This window comes from Martinezella multihospitum (assembly GCF_900094585.1).
Taxonomy (GTDB): Bacteria; Pseudomonadota; Alphaproteobacteria; order Rhizobiales; family Rhizobiaceae; genus Rhizobium; species Rhizobium multihospitium.
In genome coordinates, this window is record NZ_FMAG01000007.1 from 1 (window position 1) to 15060 (window position 15060).

General features: G+C 60.8%; 12 protein-coding genes. 6 read left to right on the top strand and 6 right to left on the bottom strand.

Annotated features, from left to right (window positions below):
- The first annotated feature begins 89 nt into the window (after nucleotides 1-89).
- Nucleotides 90-1038 (top strand): IS630 family transposase gene (locus tag GA0061103_RS24965; RefSeq protein WP_092711274.1). Its coding sequence is split into 2 segments (ribosomal slippage): nucleotides 90-425 and nucleotides 427-1038, totalling 948 coding nucleotides; the frame shifts between segments, so codons are not numbered across the junction.
- Between the two features lie 221 nt (nucleotides 1039-1259).
- Here the strand turns inward: GA0061103_RS24965 and GA0061103_RS24970 are convergent.
- Nucleotides 1260-3725: an ATP-dependent helicase gene (locus GA0061103_RS24970; RefSeq protein ID WP_092716488.1), complete on the bottom strand. Its 2466-nt coding sequence runs from the start codon at nucleotides 3723-3725 to the stop codon at nucleotides 1260-1262.
- A gap of 361 nt (nucleotides 3726-4086) precedes the next feature.
- Between GA0061103_RS24970 and GA0061103_RS24975 the strand changes: the two genes are divergently transcribed.
- The 4 genes from GA0061103_RS24975 to GA0061103_RS24990 all read left to right on the top strand — a co-directional run bounded on the left by GA0061103_RS24975 (nucleotide 4087) and on the right by GA0061103_RS24990 (nucleotide 10525).
- Nucleotides 4087-5253, top strand: a complete 1167-nt coding sequence (locus GA0061103_RS24975; RefSeq protein WP_092715932.1) for an efflux RND transporter periplasmic adaptor subunit — start codon at nucleotides 4087-4089, stop codon at nucleotides 5251-5253.
- Complete coding sequence (locus GA0061103_RS24980) at nucleotides 5250-8405, top strand: efflux RND transporter permease subunit (protein WP_092715934.1); 3156 nt, start codon at nucleotides 5250-5252, stop codon at nucleotides 8403-8405. Before GA0061103_RS24975 ends, GA0061103_RS24980 begins: the two co-directional genes overlap by 4 nt.
- Before the next feature lie 247 nt (nucleotides 8406-8652).
- Nucleotides 8653-9666: a flagellin N-terminal helical domain-containing protein gene (locus GA0061103_RS24985; RefSeq protein ID WP_092715936.1), complete on the top strand. Its 1014-nt coding sequence runs from the start codon at nucleotides 8653-8655 to the stop codon at nucleotides 9664-9666.
- Nucleotides 9667-9856: 190 nt separating this feature from the next.
- On the top strand, nucleotides 9857-10525 hold the full coding sequence (locus tag GA0061103_RS24990; protein ID WP_092716490.1) for a YiaD family glycine zipper/OmpA-like lipoprotein: 669 nt from the start codon (nucleotides 9857-9859) through the stop codon (nucleotides 10523-10525).
- Between the two features lie 58 nt (nucleotides 10526-10583).
- Here the strand turns inward: GA0061103_RS24990 and GA0061103_RS24995 are convergent, their stop codons facing one another.
- Nucleotides 10584-10991 carry a DUF2000 family protein gene (locus GA0061103_RS24995; protein ID WP_092715938.1) on the bottom strand — a complete coding sequence of 136 codons (408 nt, stop codon included), beginning with the start codon at nucleotides 10989-10991 and terminating at the stop codon, nucleotides 10584-10586.
- Nucleotides 10992-11005: 14 nt separating this feature from the next.
- Between GA0061103_RS24995 and GA0061103_RS25000 the strand changes: the two genes are divergently transcribed.
- On the top strand, nucleotides 11006-11893 hold the full coding sequence (locus tag GA0061103_RS25000) for an AraC family transcriptional regulator (protein WP_425349542.1): 888 nt from the start codon (nucleotides 11006-11008) through the stop codon (nucleotides 11891-11893).
- A gap of 16 nt (nucleotides 11894-11909) precedes the next feature.
- Here the strand turns inward: GA0061103_RS25000 and GA0061103_RS25005 are convergent, their stop codons facing one another.
- The 4 genes from GA0061103_RS25005 to GA0061103_RS25020 form a co-directional block, all read right to left on the bottom strand.
- Nucleotides 11910-12635, bottom strand: a complete 726-nt coding sequence (locus GA0061103_RS25005) for an amino acid ABC transporter ATP-binding protein (protein ID WP_092715940.1) — start codon at nucleotides 12633-12635, stop codon at nucleotides 11910-11912.
- The gene (locus tag GA0061103_RS25010) at nucleotides 12613-13272 is read right to left on the bottom strand and encodes an amino acid ABC transporter permease (protein ID WP_092715942.1); all 660 of its coding nucleotides are present in this window, start codon (nucleotides 13270-13272) and stop codon (nucleotides 12613-12615) included. The genes GA0061103_RS25005 and GA0061103_RS25010 overlap by 23 nt, the downstream gene beginning before the upstream one ends.
- Nucleotides 13269-13940 carry an amino acid ABC transporter permease gene (locus GA0061103_RS25015; protein WP_092715944.1) on the bottom strand — a complete coding sequence of 224 codons (672 nt, stop codon included), beginning with the start codon at nucleotides 13938-13940 and terminating at the stop codon, nucleotides 13269-13271. Before GA0061103_RS25015 ends, GA0061103_RS25010 begins: the two co-directional genes overlap by 4 nt.
- Nucleotides 13941-14002: 62 nt before the next feature.
- Nucleotides 14003-14782, bottom strand: coding sequence for a transporter substrate-binding domain-containing protein (locus tag GA0061103_RS25020; protein ID WP_245304871.1), 780 nt, complete (start codon nucleotides 14780-14782; stop codon nucleotides 14003-14005).
- Nucleotides 14783-15060 lie beyond the last annotated feature (278 nt).

Sequence of the window (15060 nt, forward strand, 5' to 3'; positions counted from 1 at the left end):
CTAGAGCGTTTCTGATTTTGTTTGAATCGTGGATTCCCTTTTGGTGTCGAATGTGATTCAAGATGCTGGCTGAGAGGAGGTCAGCATTGATGGTCGCACCTCTTTCGAATGATCTGCGTGAACGTGTGGTTGGTGCTGTTGTGGCGGGAGAGAGCTGCCGCTCGGTGGCGGCGCGGTTTGGTGTCTCGGTCTCATCTGTTGTGAAGTGGTCGCAGCGGTATCGCCGCAGCGGTTCCGTCGCGCCCGGTCAGATGGGAGGGCATCGCAAACGCCTTTTGGAACCGCATCGCGCTTTCATTGCCGAGCGGATTGCACAGACCCCGCAGATCAGCCTGCACGGCCTCAAGGACGAACTGGCGGTGAGAGGCGTCATCGTCTCACATGACGCCGTTTGGCGTTTCCTGCGCCGCGAGGGACTGCGCTTCAAAAAAAACGATGTTTGCCCTTGAGCAGGCGCGCACTGACATCGTCCGTCGGCGCAAGCGCTGGCAGTCATGGCAGACGCGACTTGATCCTCGAAGGCTCGTGTTCATCGACGAAACCTGGATTAAAACCAATATGGCTCCGCTGTACGGCTGGGGTGTTAAGGGTAAGCGCCTGCGTGGTTTTGCTCCGCATGGCCATTGGCGCACATTGACCTTCGTCGGCGCGCTACGGGCCGATTGTCTCACCGCACCCTGCGTCTTCGACGGCCCGATCAATGGCCAATGCTTCAAGGCCTATGTCGAGCAACAACTCGTCCCGACGCTGCGACCAGGCGACATCGTCATCATGGACAATCTGGGCAGCCACAAATCCAGGCAGATACGCCAGTTGATCAAGGCCGCCGGCGCAAGGCTCTGGTTTCTGCCGCCCTATTCACCAGACCTCAATCCAATCGAACAGGCTTTCGCCAAGATCAAACATTGGATGCGAAAAGCACAAACACGCACCATCGAAGACACCTGGCGATATCTCGGCTCACTCGTCCAGACAATCGGTCCACACGAGTGCGCCAGTTACATTGTCAATGCTGGATACGCTTCAAACAAAATATGAAACGCTCTAGATCGCCGTGCATGCTGGCCTTGTGGCATCCGCGTCGCATCCTCACTCGTGATTCAAAGGAAGTGCTTTATTCGATAGGGGCGCTTGTGCGTGGATCCTCGGGTCAAGCCCGAGGATGACGGCGTGTGTGAGAAGTGAGGAGGCCCAAGCGAGTCAAGTCCGGGCCGAAGATCGTCGCCACCCTCCGGCCCCAAACCAGACGACCTTGTAGATCACACCCTCTCCACAAACCCATCCAGCACGCGCTTCTGCCCGGCGCGGTCGAATTCGATCGTCAGCTTGTTGCCCTCGATCTCTGAAACATTGCCGTTGCCGAACTTGATGTGGAAGACGCGGTCGCCGACCATGAATTTCGAGGGTTCGGAGGAGGTGGATTTGGCCACCAGCTCGCCGTCGATGGTGCGCACTTTCGGACCGCTTTCGCCATAGCCGATGCGCTCGACGGCGTGGCCGGAGCGGCTGCCCCAGTTGTCGCGGGTCGCGTCATTACGGTTGGCCTGCGCGCGCTTCCAGCCCGGTGTGGAATAGCTGTTGGCGAAGGGATCGGCCTTGTCGAAGCGGGACTGGCCGTAGCCGCCGCGGCCATACCCGCCATAGGATTGCTCGACTTCGGCGACCTGGACGTGCGTTTCCGGCAGTTCGTCGAGGAAGCGGGAGGGAATGGTGGATTGCCAGAGGCCGTGGATGCGGCGGTTGGAAACGAACCAGATGTGGCAGCGGCGCTTGGCGCGGGTGATGCCGACATAGGCGAGGCGGCGCTCTTCTTCGAGACCGGCGCGGCCGCTTTCATCGAGCGAGCGCTGGTGCGGAAACAGGCCTTCCTCCCAGCCGGGCAGGAACACGGTGTCGAATTCCAGACCCTTGGCGGAATGCAGCGTCATGATGGAGACGGCGTCGAGATTTTCGTTCTGCTCGGCATCCATGACAAGCGACACGTGCTCGAGAAAGCCGCGCATGGATTCGAAACTGTCCATGGAGCGGATCAGTTCCTTCAGGTTTTCCAGGCGTCCCGGCGCTTCGGCCGATTTGTCGTTCTTCCACATGTCCGTATAGCCGGACTCTTCGAGGATCTGCTCGGCAAGTTCGGTATGCGGCGTGTTTTCGAGCAGGCCCTGCCAGCGGCGGAAGGACTGCACGACGTCGAACAGCGCCTTGCGCGCCTTCGGCTTCATCTCGTCCGTCTCGATGATGTCGCCCGCCGCCGCCAGCATCGGGATGTCGCGGGCGCGGGCATAATCATGAAGCGCGCGCACGGTGGTATCGCCGAGACCGCGCTTCGGGGTGTTGACGATGCGTTCGAAGGCGAGATCGTCGGCCGGCTGGCAGACGAGGCGGAAATAGGCCATGGCATCGCGAATTTCGAGGCGCTCGTAGAAGCGCGGGCCGCCGACGACACGGTAGTTGAGGCCGAGCGTGACGAAACGATCTTCGAATTCGCGCATCTGGAAGGAAGCGCGCACGAGGATGGCGATGTCGTTGAGATTGTGCTTGCTGCGCTGAAGCTGCTCGATCTCTTCGCCGATCGCGCGGGCTTCCTCCTCGGAATCCCAGGAAGCGTGCACCTGCACCTTGATGTCGTCGGGGTCGGAGCGGTCGGTGAACAGCGTCTTGCCGAGCCGGCCCTCATTATGGGCGATCAGATGCGCGGCGGCACCGAGAATATGCTCGGTGGAGCGGTAGTTGCGCTCGAGCTTGATGACCTTGGCGCCCGGAAAATCCTTTTCGAAGCGCAGGATGTTGTCCACCTCGGCGCCACGCCAGCCGTAGATCGACTGGTCGTCGTCGCCGACGCAGCAGACATTCTGCAGCTCGCCCTTCGGTCGCTGCGCCAGCAGGCGAAGCCACATGTATTGCGCCGTGTTGGTGTCCTGATACTCGTCGACCAGAATGTAGCGGAAGCGCTGGTGATAATCCTTGAGGATATCAGGATTCTGCCGGAACATATTGATCGGATGCATCAAAAGATCGCCGAAGTCGCAAGCGTTCAGCGTCTTCAGGCGGTTCTGATAGGCGGCATAGAGCTCGCGGCCCTTGCCGTTGGCAAAGGCGCGGGCGTCGCCTTCCGGAATCTCGGAGGGGCTCAGGCCCTTGTTCTTCCAGGTGTCGATCATTCCGGCGAACTGCTTGGCCGGCCAGCGCTTGTCGTCGAGCCCTTCGGCCTGGATCAGCTGCTTGATCAGGCGGATGACATCGTCGGTGTCGAGAATGGTGAAGCTGGAGGTCAGGCCGACCAGCTCGGCATGACGGCGCAGCAGTTTGACGCCGATCGAGTGGAAGGTGCCGAGCCAGGGCATGCCTTCGACCGCACCGCCGACGAGCAGCGCGATACGTTCCTTCATCTCGCGGGCCGCCTTGTTGGTGAAGGTGACGGCAAGGATCTGGCTGGGGAAGGCGCGGTTTGTGGACAGGATATGCGCGATGCGGGTCGTCAGCACGCGCGTCTTGCCGGTGCCGGCGCCCGCGAGCACCAGTACGGGGCCGTCGAGCGTTTCCACTGCTTCCGCCTGCTCGGCGTTGAGGCCGGAGAGATAGTCGGGCCGACGGCCGCTGTCGCGCGCCGCCATGGCGCGGGCGGCAATGCCGCCGCCGTTGCTGCCGGCAGCCGGCGCAGAACGGCGCGGCGCCGTGTGCTCCGGCTCCTCATCAAAGAAGGGAATATCGTCATGTCCAATGGTCATGCGGCCCAATGTAATGATTCTACCCTGAAAGGCAAAAGAAACGGGCCGAAAATAGAACAAAAAGTGCACATTCACAGGCAGGAAAGACGGCAGAAGGAGCCGTTTCATATCTCGAACCTTCCTGTTTGCGGCTCTATGAAACGTCTCGTTGTCCGCGCCAAGATTACAACTTTGTCATAATCTGTGGCAAAACTTGCCGCATATGCTCAAAAACACGATATTGCAGCAAATCGGGCACAATCTTGCTTTATAGAGCCGTCCGAGCCGAATTTGGCCCCCTGTAAGTGCGCTGGGTGTGTAAGGGGCCGTACGAAATCAACGACGCGATTTCATCGCCTCTGACAACGAGCCGGAGACGTGCATGACCGCCTGGAAGCAGCTTTCCTTGTCTTTTCTTTTGCTGGCAGCCGGCATTGCCGCTGTCGTGGCCTTCGTGCCCAGTGCGGCGGGCCTGCTGCAGAAGGTCGGTGTTCCCGAGACCGTCGTGGCCTGGATTGCTCCGCGCGATGACGCGGCGGACGGAAAGGCGGAGACAAAGACAAGCTCTGGCGGACGGCGTGGCCAGAACATACCGCTTGTCGTCACGGAACCGGTGGTCAGCGGCATCGTCAATGATCGCCTCAGCGCCATCGGCACCGGCGATGCGATCCGCTCAGTCGTTGTCATGCCGCAGGCGGCGGGCACGATCCGCGAAATTCTCATCAAGTCTGGCGACAGGGTCAAGCAGGGTCAGGTGCTGGCGCGTCTCGATGACGACGAGCAGATCATCGCTCGCGGCCAGGCGGAAGTGGCGCTGAAGAGCGCTGTCGAAAAATCGCAGCTCTACCGCAATATCAAATCCACCGTCTCGCGCATGGATGTGTTCGATGCCGAGATCGTCGAGCAGGGCACCAAGCTGGCGTTGCAATCGGCGGAACTGGCGCTGAAGCGCCGTGACATCGTCGCGCCCATCGACGGCATCGTCGGCATCGTTCCGGTCGTTATCGGCGACAATGTCACGACGACGACGAATATCGTCATGCTGGACGACCGCTCTGAAATCCTGGTGGATTACTGGGTACCGGAGCGCTTTGCCAACACCGTCAAGGTAGACCAGCCGGTGGAGGCGACCTCGGTGGCGCTGCCGGGACGCGCATTTACAGGTGCAGTCGAGGCGGTCGATAATCGTGTCGATGGTGCGAGCCGGACCTTGCGCGTGCGTGCCCGCATCGACAACGCCTCGGATGTGCTGCGTGCCGGCATGTCCTTCAATGTCGGCATGCGCTTTGCCGGCGAATCCTACCCCTCTGTCGATCCGCTTGCGGTGCAATGGGATGGGGCAGGCGCGCATGTCTGGCGCATCGTCGACGGCAAGTCGTCGAAGGTGCGCATCAGCGTCGTGCAGCGCAATCCGGATGCGGTTCTTGTCAGGGGCGATCTCCATAATGGCGATCTCATCGTCGTCGAGGGATTGCAGCGCGTGACGGAAGGCGGTGAGGTTCGCTTCGCCCGTGATGTCGCTCAATCCAAGGAGGTCATCACCCAATGACACCTCATGGTGATGACGCGACGGAAGCCAGCTCGGCTGCGGCCAAGCAATCCTTTACGGCGCTTTTCGTCCGCCGGCCGATCCTGGCTCTTGTTTTCAATACGCTGCTGGTCGTGGCCGGCCTTGCCGCCTATTTCGGCGTCGAAGTGCGTGAGTTGCCAGACGTCGACCGTCCGGTTGTCACTGTGAGGACCGTATTCGATGGCGCATCGCCGCAGACGGTGGATCAGGAGCTGACGAAGATCATCGAAGGGGCGGTCGCCCGCGTCAGCGGCCTGAAATCTGTTTCCTCCAGCTCGTCTTTCGGGCAGAGCCGGGTGACGCTGGAGTTTTCGGATGCGACCGACCTTTCGGTTGCCGCCAACGATGTCCGCGACGCCATTGGCCGTATCACCGAGCAATTGCCCGATCAGGCGGATGCCCCGCAGATCGTCAAGGCGGATTCGGATTCGCAGCCGATCATGCGCCTTGCCGTCACGTCGAACACGCTGACGATGGACGACCTCACTCAGCTCGTCGACAAGGAAATCACCGATCGGCTGGCCTCGGTTGAAGGCGTCGCCGATGTCGAGCTCTATGGCGACCAGGAAAAGATCTTCCGCATCGACGTCGATCAGGCCGCGCTTGCGGGCAGGGGGCTGACGATCGGCGATCTGACGACGGCGCTTGCGACCGCTGCGCTCGACGTGCCGGCCGGATCGTTGAAGAGCGCGCGCCAGGATATCGTCGTGCGCGCCACGGCTGCCTTGCAGACGCCAGAGGATTTTTCCCGCCTGATCATTAAGGATCGCGTGCGGCTCTCCGATGTCGCGACCGTGACGCTCGGGCCGAGGGACGGCACGACCGCGTTGCGTTCGAATGGCGTGCAGGGCGTCGGCCTCGGCATTATCCGTCAGGCTCAGTCGAACACGCTGAATATTTCCGATGGCGTGAAGGCTGTGGTCGCACAGCTTTCGAAATCGCTGCCCGAAGGCACGCGCATCGCTATTACCAGCGACGACGCCGTGTTCATTCAGGGCGCCATCCATGAGGTCGTGCTGGCACTGGTGCTTTCGGCGTTGATCGTTACCGTCGTCATCTATCTTTTTCTGCGCGACTGGCGGGCGACGCTGATACCGGTCGTCACCATGCCGGTAGCGCTCATCGGCACGCTTGCCGCGCTCTACATGGTCGGCTTCTCGGTCAATATCCTGACGCTGCTGGCGATCGTGCTGGCAACCGGCCTCGTGGTCGACGACGCCATCGTCGTGCTTGAGAATATCGTTCGTCGTCGGGCCGAGAAGATCGGGCCGCGGGCAGCCGCCGTGCTCGGTACGCGCGAAGTCTTCTTCGCCGTCATTGCGACGACGGCAACACTTGCCGCTGTGTTCATTCCGCTCTCCTTCCTGCCGGGGCAGGTGGGTGGCCTGTTCCGTGAGTTCGGTTTCGTGCTTGCCTTCTCCGTCGGCCTGTCGTCGATCGTGGCGCTGACACTCTGCCCGATGCTCGCTTCTCGCATGCTGACTAAGGAGATGCGTGAGGAACACGGAGCGCTCGGCCGTTTCGGCGAGCTTTTTTCCGGCGTCTATCGCCGCACGCTAAGGGCCTGTCTCAACGCGCCTTTCGTCGTCATCGTCTTCTGCGTCATGTTTGCGGCCGCTGCGGTCTTCGCTTTCACGAACGTCAGAAGCGAACTGACGCCGAACGAAGACCGCGCCATGGTCATGCTGCGTCTCACGACGCCGCAAGGCGCCGGCCTCGACTATACCAAGGATCAATTGCAGCGCGTGGAAGAACGGTTGCAGCCGCTGATTGATAGCGGCGACATAAGAAATATCTACGCGATTTCGGGCATGAACAGCCAGAAGAACAGCGGCTTCATGGTGCTGACGCTGGCGCCCTGGGGCGAGCGTCATCGCACGCAGCAGGAGATCGTCACCGATATCAACCGCGCCATGGCCGGCGTGCCGGCTCTGCGCGGCAATGTCATCCAGGCCAACAGCCTGCGTATCCGTGGCGCCGGCAGTGGCGTGCAGATGGCTCTCATCGGCAACAATCACGAGGCGCTGACCGAGGCCGCACTGAAGCTCGTGCAGGAACTTGACAAGACGGGCCGGTTCGACACGCCGCGGCTGAACAATGAGCCGACGCAGGCCCAGGTCTCCGTCACCATCGACCGCGAGCGCGCTTCCGATCTCGGCGTCGATATATCAGGTCTTTCGGTCGCGCTGCAGTCGTTGCTGGAAGGACGTTCGGTCGTCGACGTGTTCGTCGCAGGCGAATCCTATCCGGTGCTGCTGACCTCGACGATGCGGCCGATCGACGATCCGACAGATCTCGAAAACGTCTTCCTGAAGACCGGCGACGGCAAGATCGTGCCGATGTCGGTGATCGCTTCCCTGAAGGAGAATGCGGTCGCGCCGCAGCTGACCCGCGAGCAGCAGCTCGCTTCGGTCGCGATCACCGCAGGCCTCAAGAGCGGCATGTCGCTCGGGCAGGCGGTCGAGGAAGTGACGCGAATCGCAACGCCGCTATTGCCGTCGGGGTCGAGGTTGATGCCCCTCACCGAAGCGGCGACACTTGAGGAAAATTCCAGCGGCATGATGCTCACCTTCGGCTTCGCCATCGTCATCATCTTCCTGGTGCTGGCTGCGCAGTTCGAAAGCGTGCTGTCGTCTGTTATCATCATGTCCACGGTGCCGCTCGGCCTTGCCTGCGCCGTCTTTGCGCTCGTCATCACCGGGTCGAGCCTGAATATCTACAGCCAGATCGGCCTGGTGCTGCTTGTCGGTGTCATGGCGAAGAACGGCATTCTGATCGTCGAGTTCGCCAATCAGCTTCGCGACAAGGGCGAAAGCGTGCGCGAGGCGATCGAAAAGGCCTGCGCACTGCGTCTGCGTCCGGTCATGATGACGATGATCGCGACCATCCTTGGCGGCGTGCCACTTGTCTTTGCCCAGGGGGCCGGCGCAGAAGCGCGCATCGCGCTCGGTTGGGTGATCGTCGGCGGTCTCGGTTTCGCGACCCTGGTGACACTTTACATCACGCCGGTCGCCTATCTGCTGATTGCGCGTTTCGCGAAGCCGCAGACGCATGAGGAGCAGCGGTTGCATGGCGAGATGTCGGATGCGGCGCTGCGAGCGAAGCTCGTCAATCTTCGGGCGGCGGAGTAGGGCGGGCACGGTTGAGTTGAGTTCGCCACATGCCCTGCGCTTATTTATGGTGAATCATGCGTTGATCTTAGCGCTTTCTTAAGCATGTTTGCTAATCATAGCGGTATGTAACCGCTGGAGTGCAGGCGTTGTTTTGCCTCGCTCCCCGTTCGCCGACACGCTCGGCCCGCGCGCATGAGCGCCCGCGGCAAGGTTTCAATGTCTCCTTGTATTTGTTGCGTATTGTTGCGTCCGGAGTTCATGTGCCGTGAGTATTTTTTCGACCTTCATCAGGGTCAGTCCCTCTGTGAATACAGCGCTGGAAGTGCTGAGGGACACTCAGACCAAACTGGGCAATGCCGAACGACAGATGTCGTCGGGCCTGCGGGTTCAGTCGGCCAGAGACAATGCCACCTACTGGAAAATCTCGACTTTGACGCATACGGACATCGGCGCGATTTCGTCGGTTCAGGATGCGCTTGGTCTCGCCGCCTCGACCGTCAGCACCGCTTCCACGGGTGTCAGCAGCGCGATCGACGTCGTGACCGAGATCAGGACGAAGCTCGTCAGCGCCTATGAGACCAGCATCGACAAAACGAAGCTCAATGACGAGATCACGGAGCTCAAGCAGCAGCTGCGCAGCGTCGGGGAGTCGGCGACGTTCAACGGGGTCAACTGGACCGTGCTGCAAGACGGCGCGGACCCGACTGACCCCCATGAGATTCCCGGCTCCCTTATCCGGGGCACCAACGGCACCGTGACGATCGGTATGCTGAGTTATGCAGGCGTCAGCTCGACGACAGGCCCAATCACCTCGGCCGATGCCCGCTATCTGATAGACGATCAGTCGAGCGGCACCGGCGGATATGGCGTGCTGACGTCGACATCTTTCGCCACCGAAGCCGGAGCGGCCAAGAATTATGTGCTGGTCAGCAGCCAGAACGGCAATACGAGCGGCCAAGTGGAGATCTCACTCGACGCGAATACGACCCAGGGCGCCATTGTCGACATGGTCAATACCGTAACGGGAATGCTGAACCAGCTCAAGACGATCGGATCCGCCTTCGGCTCCCTCGAATCGCGCATCAATCTTCAGACCGAGTTCGCCAAGACTCTCAACGATTCGCTGACCAGCGGCGTCGGCAAACTCGTGGATGCCGATATGGAGCAGCAGTCGAGCAAGGTTCTGGCGCTGCAGGCTCAGCAACAACTCGGGCTGCAATCTCTGTCGATTGCCAATGCGAGCTACAATACGGTTCTGCAACTCTTCCAGAACCACTGATTGTAGCGGGCGGCTGAAATTAATAGGGCCGGCGGCTGGATGGCTCCGTACGTCCGCATAAGCCGGCTTCGGCAAAGCTTTGCCGACGCTCTGTGCACAGGGGACAAAGGGCTAGATAAGATTTCTCTTCATGATATTGCCGCAATGCTTCATATCTGCTGCGGCCATCGAACCGGAGAGCGACGATTCTATGATCAAGAAAATTGCCATTTTTGCCCTAGCGACAGCCTTTTTGAACGCATGCACCACCACTGATCCTTATACGGGTGAGCAGAAGGTATCCAATACCGCCGGCGGCGCAGCTATCGGTGCCGGCGTCGGTGCCGTTGCCGGTCTTCTGATCGGTCATTCGCCGGCCTCGCGCCGCAATGCCGCGTTGATCGGCGCCGGCGTCGGTGCGCTCGCGGGTGCGGGCATCGGCAACTACATGGACCAGCAGGAATCCGAGCTGCGTGCGCAGCTGCAGGGCACCGGCGTTTCGGTGACCCGCGTCGGCGACCGCATCATCCTCAACATGCCGTCGGCGATCACCTTCGATATCGACCAGGATGCGATCAAGCCAGAATTCTTCCCGACGCTGAATTCGGTCGCGATCGTTTTGCGCAAGTTCAACCGCACGCTGATCGACGTCAATGGTCATACGGATTCGACCGGCAGCCTGCAGCATAACCAGGATCTGTCCGAACGCCGCGCCGGATCGGTTGCCTCCTACCTCGGCAGCCAGGGCATCGATCAGCGCCGCATGTCGGCCATCGGTTTCGGCCCGTCGCAGCCGGTTGCAACGAATGCGAACGAGGCTGGCCGCGCCCAGAACCGTCGCGTCGAAATCCAGATCGCACCGATCACGCAGAACGGCTAAGCCTTTTCAACAAAAACGGCCGGGTCTCATCATCCGGCCGTTTTCTTTGCGCATCCGATCACGCATGCATGCTCGCGCCCTTGGTGATCTTGTCGACGATCTTCTTGTCTGCGCGCAAGGCGATGCCGACGACCTTGGCATCTTCGGGTGCGAATTCTGAGAAGACGGCGCGATTTGCGACGTCATGGCCGGTCGCAAACATTTCCTCGATGAAGATGGAAGACGTGACGCCGCGCTCCAGCGAGCGACGATGAATGGCGGCGATATTGTCCTGATCGGCGGATAGAACGATAACCGGCTGGATCGACAATGCGTTGTAGACGTTGCCGGCGCGATCGCGATAGGGTTCGCCGATGATGTCGGGATGCTGCCCGGCAATGCCTGTCGACAAGAAGGCAGTTACGTTCAGCTTTTGCCAGGATTGAAGGTCGCTTCGCAAAACGATCGCGATTTTGGTATCGAACATCGATGGTCACTTTCATGCAGTCTGGGAATGGGACATTGCACGACGATGTAGCCGGACAGATCTTCGAGGGTCTTGAACGTTTGTGCGTGACGCCGGATGCCAACCGCATTCTGTCGGCGCCGGCCTATCCGGGCATCGAGCGCATCCAGGCGCAGTTCCGGGGCGATGCCTTCGATCTGCACCGGCACGATACCTACGCGCTCGGCGTCACCATGCGCGGCGTTCAGACATTCCGCTATCGCGGCGAGCAGCGCTACAGCCTGCCGGGGCGGGTGATCATCCTGCATCCGGACGAGCTGCATGATGGCGGAGCGGCGACGGAGGACGGGCTTGTCTATCGCATGCTCTATCTGGAGCCATCGGTCATGTTTCAATGCCTTGAGGCGGCGCGTGTCGGCCTGCCTTTCGTCGATGATCCCGTGGTGGAAGACAATCGTCTCGCCCGCTTGTTGCTGGCGGCGCTCGGCGAGCTCGATCGCGAGCTGGATGAGCTCTTCGTCGACGACTTCGTCTCGCGGCTCACCGACGGTCTCGTCCAGCATGCCCGTTTGCCGCAACGGCCCCTGGGCGCCATTGCCTGGGGGCAGGTGAAGACTGCGCGGGATTATCTCGAGGCGCATGTCACGCGGGGTGTGCGCTCGCAGGAACTGGAACGCGTCACCGGTCTCGATCGTTTTGCGCTGGCGCGGCATTTCCGCGCCGCCTTTGCGACAAGCCCGCATCGGTTCCTGCTGATGCGGCGGCTGCAACAGGCAAAGGCGATGATCGGCGCGGGAGAGCCGATAGCGGAGGTGGCTGCAGCAACCGGATTTGCCGATCAGAGCCATCTGAGCCGGCATTTCAAGAAGGCGTTCGGCATTGCTCCAGGTGCCTGGAACAATATGGTTCAGAGAGCCGGTTAGCGGGGCCTGCCGGCTCTCAATGAAGGCCGAGGAACTGCTTGAGCTCCGGCGTTTGCGGATTGGCAAAGACCTCGCCCGGCGGTCCGATTTCATGCACGCGGCCCTGGTGCATGAAGACGACACGGGAGCAGACGTCCCGGGCGAATTTCATCTCGTGAGTCACCATCAGCAATGTCATGCCTTCGCTTGCCAGTTCGCGGACGACAGCGAGAACCTCGGCGACGAGCTCAGGATCGAGGGCCGAGGTGATTTCATCGCAGAGCAGCGCGATCGGCTGCATGGCGAGCGCCCTGGCTATAGCGACGCGCTGCTGCTGGCCGCCGGAGAGTTCATCCGGATAGGCGTCGAACTTGTGGCCGAGGCCGACACGGTCGAGCATCCGTCGTGCCATGGCCTCGGCTTCGGCCTTGGCGGTCTTCTTGACGACCATCTGTGAGAGCATGACGTTACGTCCCGCGCTCAGGTGCGGGAAGAGATTGAACTGCTGGAAGATCATGCCGACCTTCAGCCGCAGCGCCTTCAAATGCAGGTCGTCAGGCAAAAGCTGCGCGCCGGCGACGGAGATCGAACCGTCATTGATCGTTTCCAGCCCGTTGATGCAGCGTAGCAGCGTTGACTTTCCAGAGCCGCTCTTGCCGATGATGGCGATGACCTCGCCGGGTTCGACATCGAGGTTGATGCCCTTCAGGACTTCGTTAGTGCCGAAGCTCTTGCGGACTTCAGTGATTTCGATGAGCGACATTGAGCTTCCTCTCCAGGATCTGGCTGCTTTTCGACAGCGGCCAGCACAGGGCAAAATAGATGAGCGCGACGAAGCCGTAGACGGTGAAGGGCTGGAAGGTCGCATTGGTGATAACGGTGCCGGCCTTCGAAAGCTCGACAAAACCGATGATGGAGGTGAGGGCCGTGCCTTTGACCACTTGCACGGAAAAACCGACGGTCGGCGGCACGGCGATGCGCAGCGCCTGTGGCAGGATCACATGGCGCATCTGCTGGATATAGCCCATGCCAAGGCTGGCCGAAGCCTCCCATTGCCCCTTGGCGACGGCCTCGACGCAGCCGCGCCAGATTTCCGTCAGGAAGGCAGCCGACCAGAGCGTCAGCGCAACGCCGGCGGCCAGCCAGGCCGGTACGTCGATGCCGAACAAGCCCAGACCGAAGAAGGCCAGGAAGAGCTGCATCAGCAGCGGCGTGCCCTGAAACAGCTCGACGAAATATCTGACGGCGATGCGGCCGGCTTTGGCCTTGCCGATGCGCAGGAACAGCAGGATTGCGCCGACGATGGCGCCACCGACAAAGGAGACTAGGGAGAGGAGGATCGTCCAACGCGCTGCCAGCAACAGGCCGCGCAGAATATCCCAGGTGGTGAACTGGATCATTGGCGCACCCTGCGTGGAAAGATCAGCACGCCCACGGCCGCGAGCGCTTGCCGGAGCAGGATCGCCAGCGCGAGATAGATCGCCGTGGAAACGAAATAGGCTTCGAAGGCGCGGAACGAGCGCGACTGGATGAAGTTTGCCGCGAAGGTCAGATCTTCGGCGGCGATCTGCGAGACGACCGAGGAGCCGAGCATGACGATAACGACCTGTGACGAAAGCGCCGGCCAGATGCGTTGCAGGGATGGCACGAGAACGACATGCCGGAAGGTCTCGAACCGGGTCATGGCAAGGCTGGCGCCGGCTTCGAACTGGCCGCGCGGCGTCGCCTGGATGCCGGCGCGGATGATCTCGCAGCTATAGGCGCCGAGATTGATGACCATGGCGAGATTGGCGGCGGTCATCTCGTTCATCTGAACGCCAATGCCGGGCAGGCCGAAGAAAATGAAGAAGAGCTGGATCAGAAACGGCGTGTTGCGGATCAGCTCGACATAGATGGCGACGAAGGGCTTGAGCCAGACCGGACCGAGCGCGCGCGCCCAGGCGCAGGCGATGCCTAGGATGATGCCAAGCACAGCGCCGATAAGGGTCAGCTCCACCGTGACGAGAACGCCCTTGACCAGCGTGGGATAGTAATCGGCCAGCCAGCCGAAGTCGAAATGATAGCGCATGGATGGAGCCTCGCTCTGACCGATCACGCCGCCGGATGACGGCGCGATCGGTCGTGCGTTGATTAGAAGCCTGCCGGCAGGTCGGCGCCCAGCCACTTCTGCGACATCTTGTTCAGAGTCCCATCTGCCTTGGCGGCAGTAATGATCTCATCGACCTTCTTCTGCAGTGCCTGCTCGTTCTTGTTGAGCCCGATGTAGCAGGGGGAGTTGGTGATGAGGAATTTCATCTCCGGCTTCTTCGGCGGGTTCTTGGCGAGAATGGCGGCGGCGACAACGTTGCCGGTCGCGACCAGCTGGACCTGTCCGGACAGGAAGGCAGAGATGGTGCCGTTGTTGTCTTCGTAGCGCTTGATCGTCGCATCCTGGGGCGCGACCTTGGTCAATGCCAGATCCTCGATCGCGCCGCGCGTGACGCCGATCGTTTTTCCGGACAGGTCTTCCGGCTTTGCGGCACTGACGTCGCCAGGTCCGAAAACGCCGTTGAAGAAGGGTGCGTAAGCGTCGGAGAAATCGATGACCTTTTCACGATCCGGATTCTTGCCAAGGCTCGAGATCACCAGATCGACCTTGTTCGTCTGCAGGTAGGGAATGCGGTTGGCGCTGGTGACAGGGACAAGCTCCGTCTTCACGCCGAGTTTCTCGCCGATCAGATTGGCCATGTCGATGTCGTAGCCCATCGGCGCCATATCCGTGCCAACGCTGCCAAAGGGCGGGAAGTCCTGCGGAACGGCGACGCGGAGCGTGCCGCGGGAAGCTATGTCGCCCAGAGCATCCGCCCGAGCTGCGTCAGGGGCGGAAACCGACCCCATCGCGAGCATCGCAATTCCGAGTGCCATGAGCATTTGTCTGCGCTTCATCGAATATCCTTCCAATTGGGCTGTGTGAAAGCTGGAAGGCAAAAAGCAAGACCCGTGCCAGTCGCTGGAGCAATGCCGACGTTCCGTCGATTGCAGATCCAGACCTCCAGGTTGTTTGTTCCCGATGACCGGTTTGCGTCGCGTCCTGCTGAAAAAATGGGCAGTTTCTGTTCGCGAGTTTATTGAGGTTCTTGTCCGGCTATGTCGCTCAAGTCGATCCAGATCAAAGATTGAGAGGTGGGAGGGTGCGACAGTTGTGGTTG

Coding starts and splice junctions, on each gene's coding strand:
- GA0061103_RS24970 (WP_092716488.1), bottom strand. CDS start 3,725: ATGACCATTGGACATGACGATATTCCCTTCTTTGATGAGGAGCCGGAG.
- GA0061103_RS24975 (WP_092715932.1), top strand. CDS start 4,087: ATGACCGCCTGGAAGCAGCTTTCCTTGTCTTTTCTTTTGCTGGCAGCC.
- GA0061103_RS24980 (WP_092715934.1), top strand. CDS start 5,250: ATGACACCTCATGGTGATGACGCGACGGAAGCCAGCTCGGCTGCGGCC.
- GA0061103_RS24990 (WP_092716490.1), top strand. CDS start 9,857: ATGATCAAGAAAATTGCCATTTTTGCCCTAGCGACAGCCTTTTTGAAC.
- GA0061103_RS24995 (WP_092715938.1), bottom strand. CDS start 10,991: ATGTTCGATACCAAAATCGCGATCGTTTTGCGAAGCGACCTTCAATCC.
- GA0061103_RS25000 (WP_425349542.1), top strand. CDS start 11,006: ATGCAGTCTGGGAATGGGACATTGCACGACGATGTAGCCGGACAGATC.
- GA0061103_RS25005 (WP_092715940.1), bottom strand. CDS start 12,635: ATGTCGCTCATCGAAATCACTGAAGTCCGCAAGAGCTTCGGCACTAAC.
- GA0061103_RS25010 (WP_092715942.1), bottom strand. CDS start 13,272: ATGATCCAGTTCACCACCTGGGATATTCTGCGCGGCCTGTTGCTGGCA.
- GA0061103_RS25015 (WP_092715944.1), bottom strand. CDS start 13,940: ATGCGCTATCATTTCGACTTCGGCTGGCTGGCCGATTACTATCCCACG.
- GA0061103_RS25020 (WP_245304871.1), bottom strand. CDS start 14,782: ATGCTCATGGCACTCGGAATTGCGATGCTCGCGATGGGGTCGGTTTCC.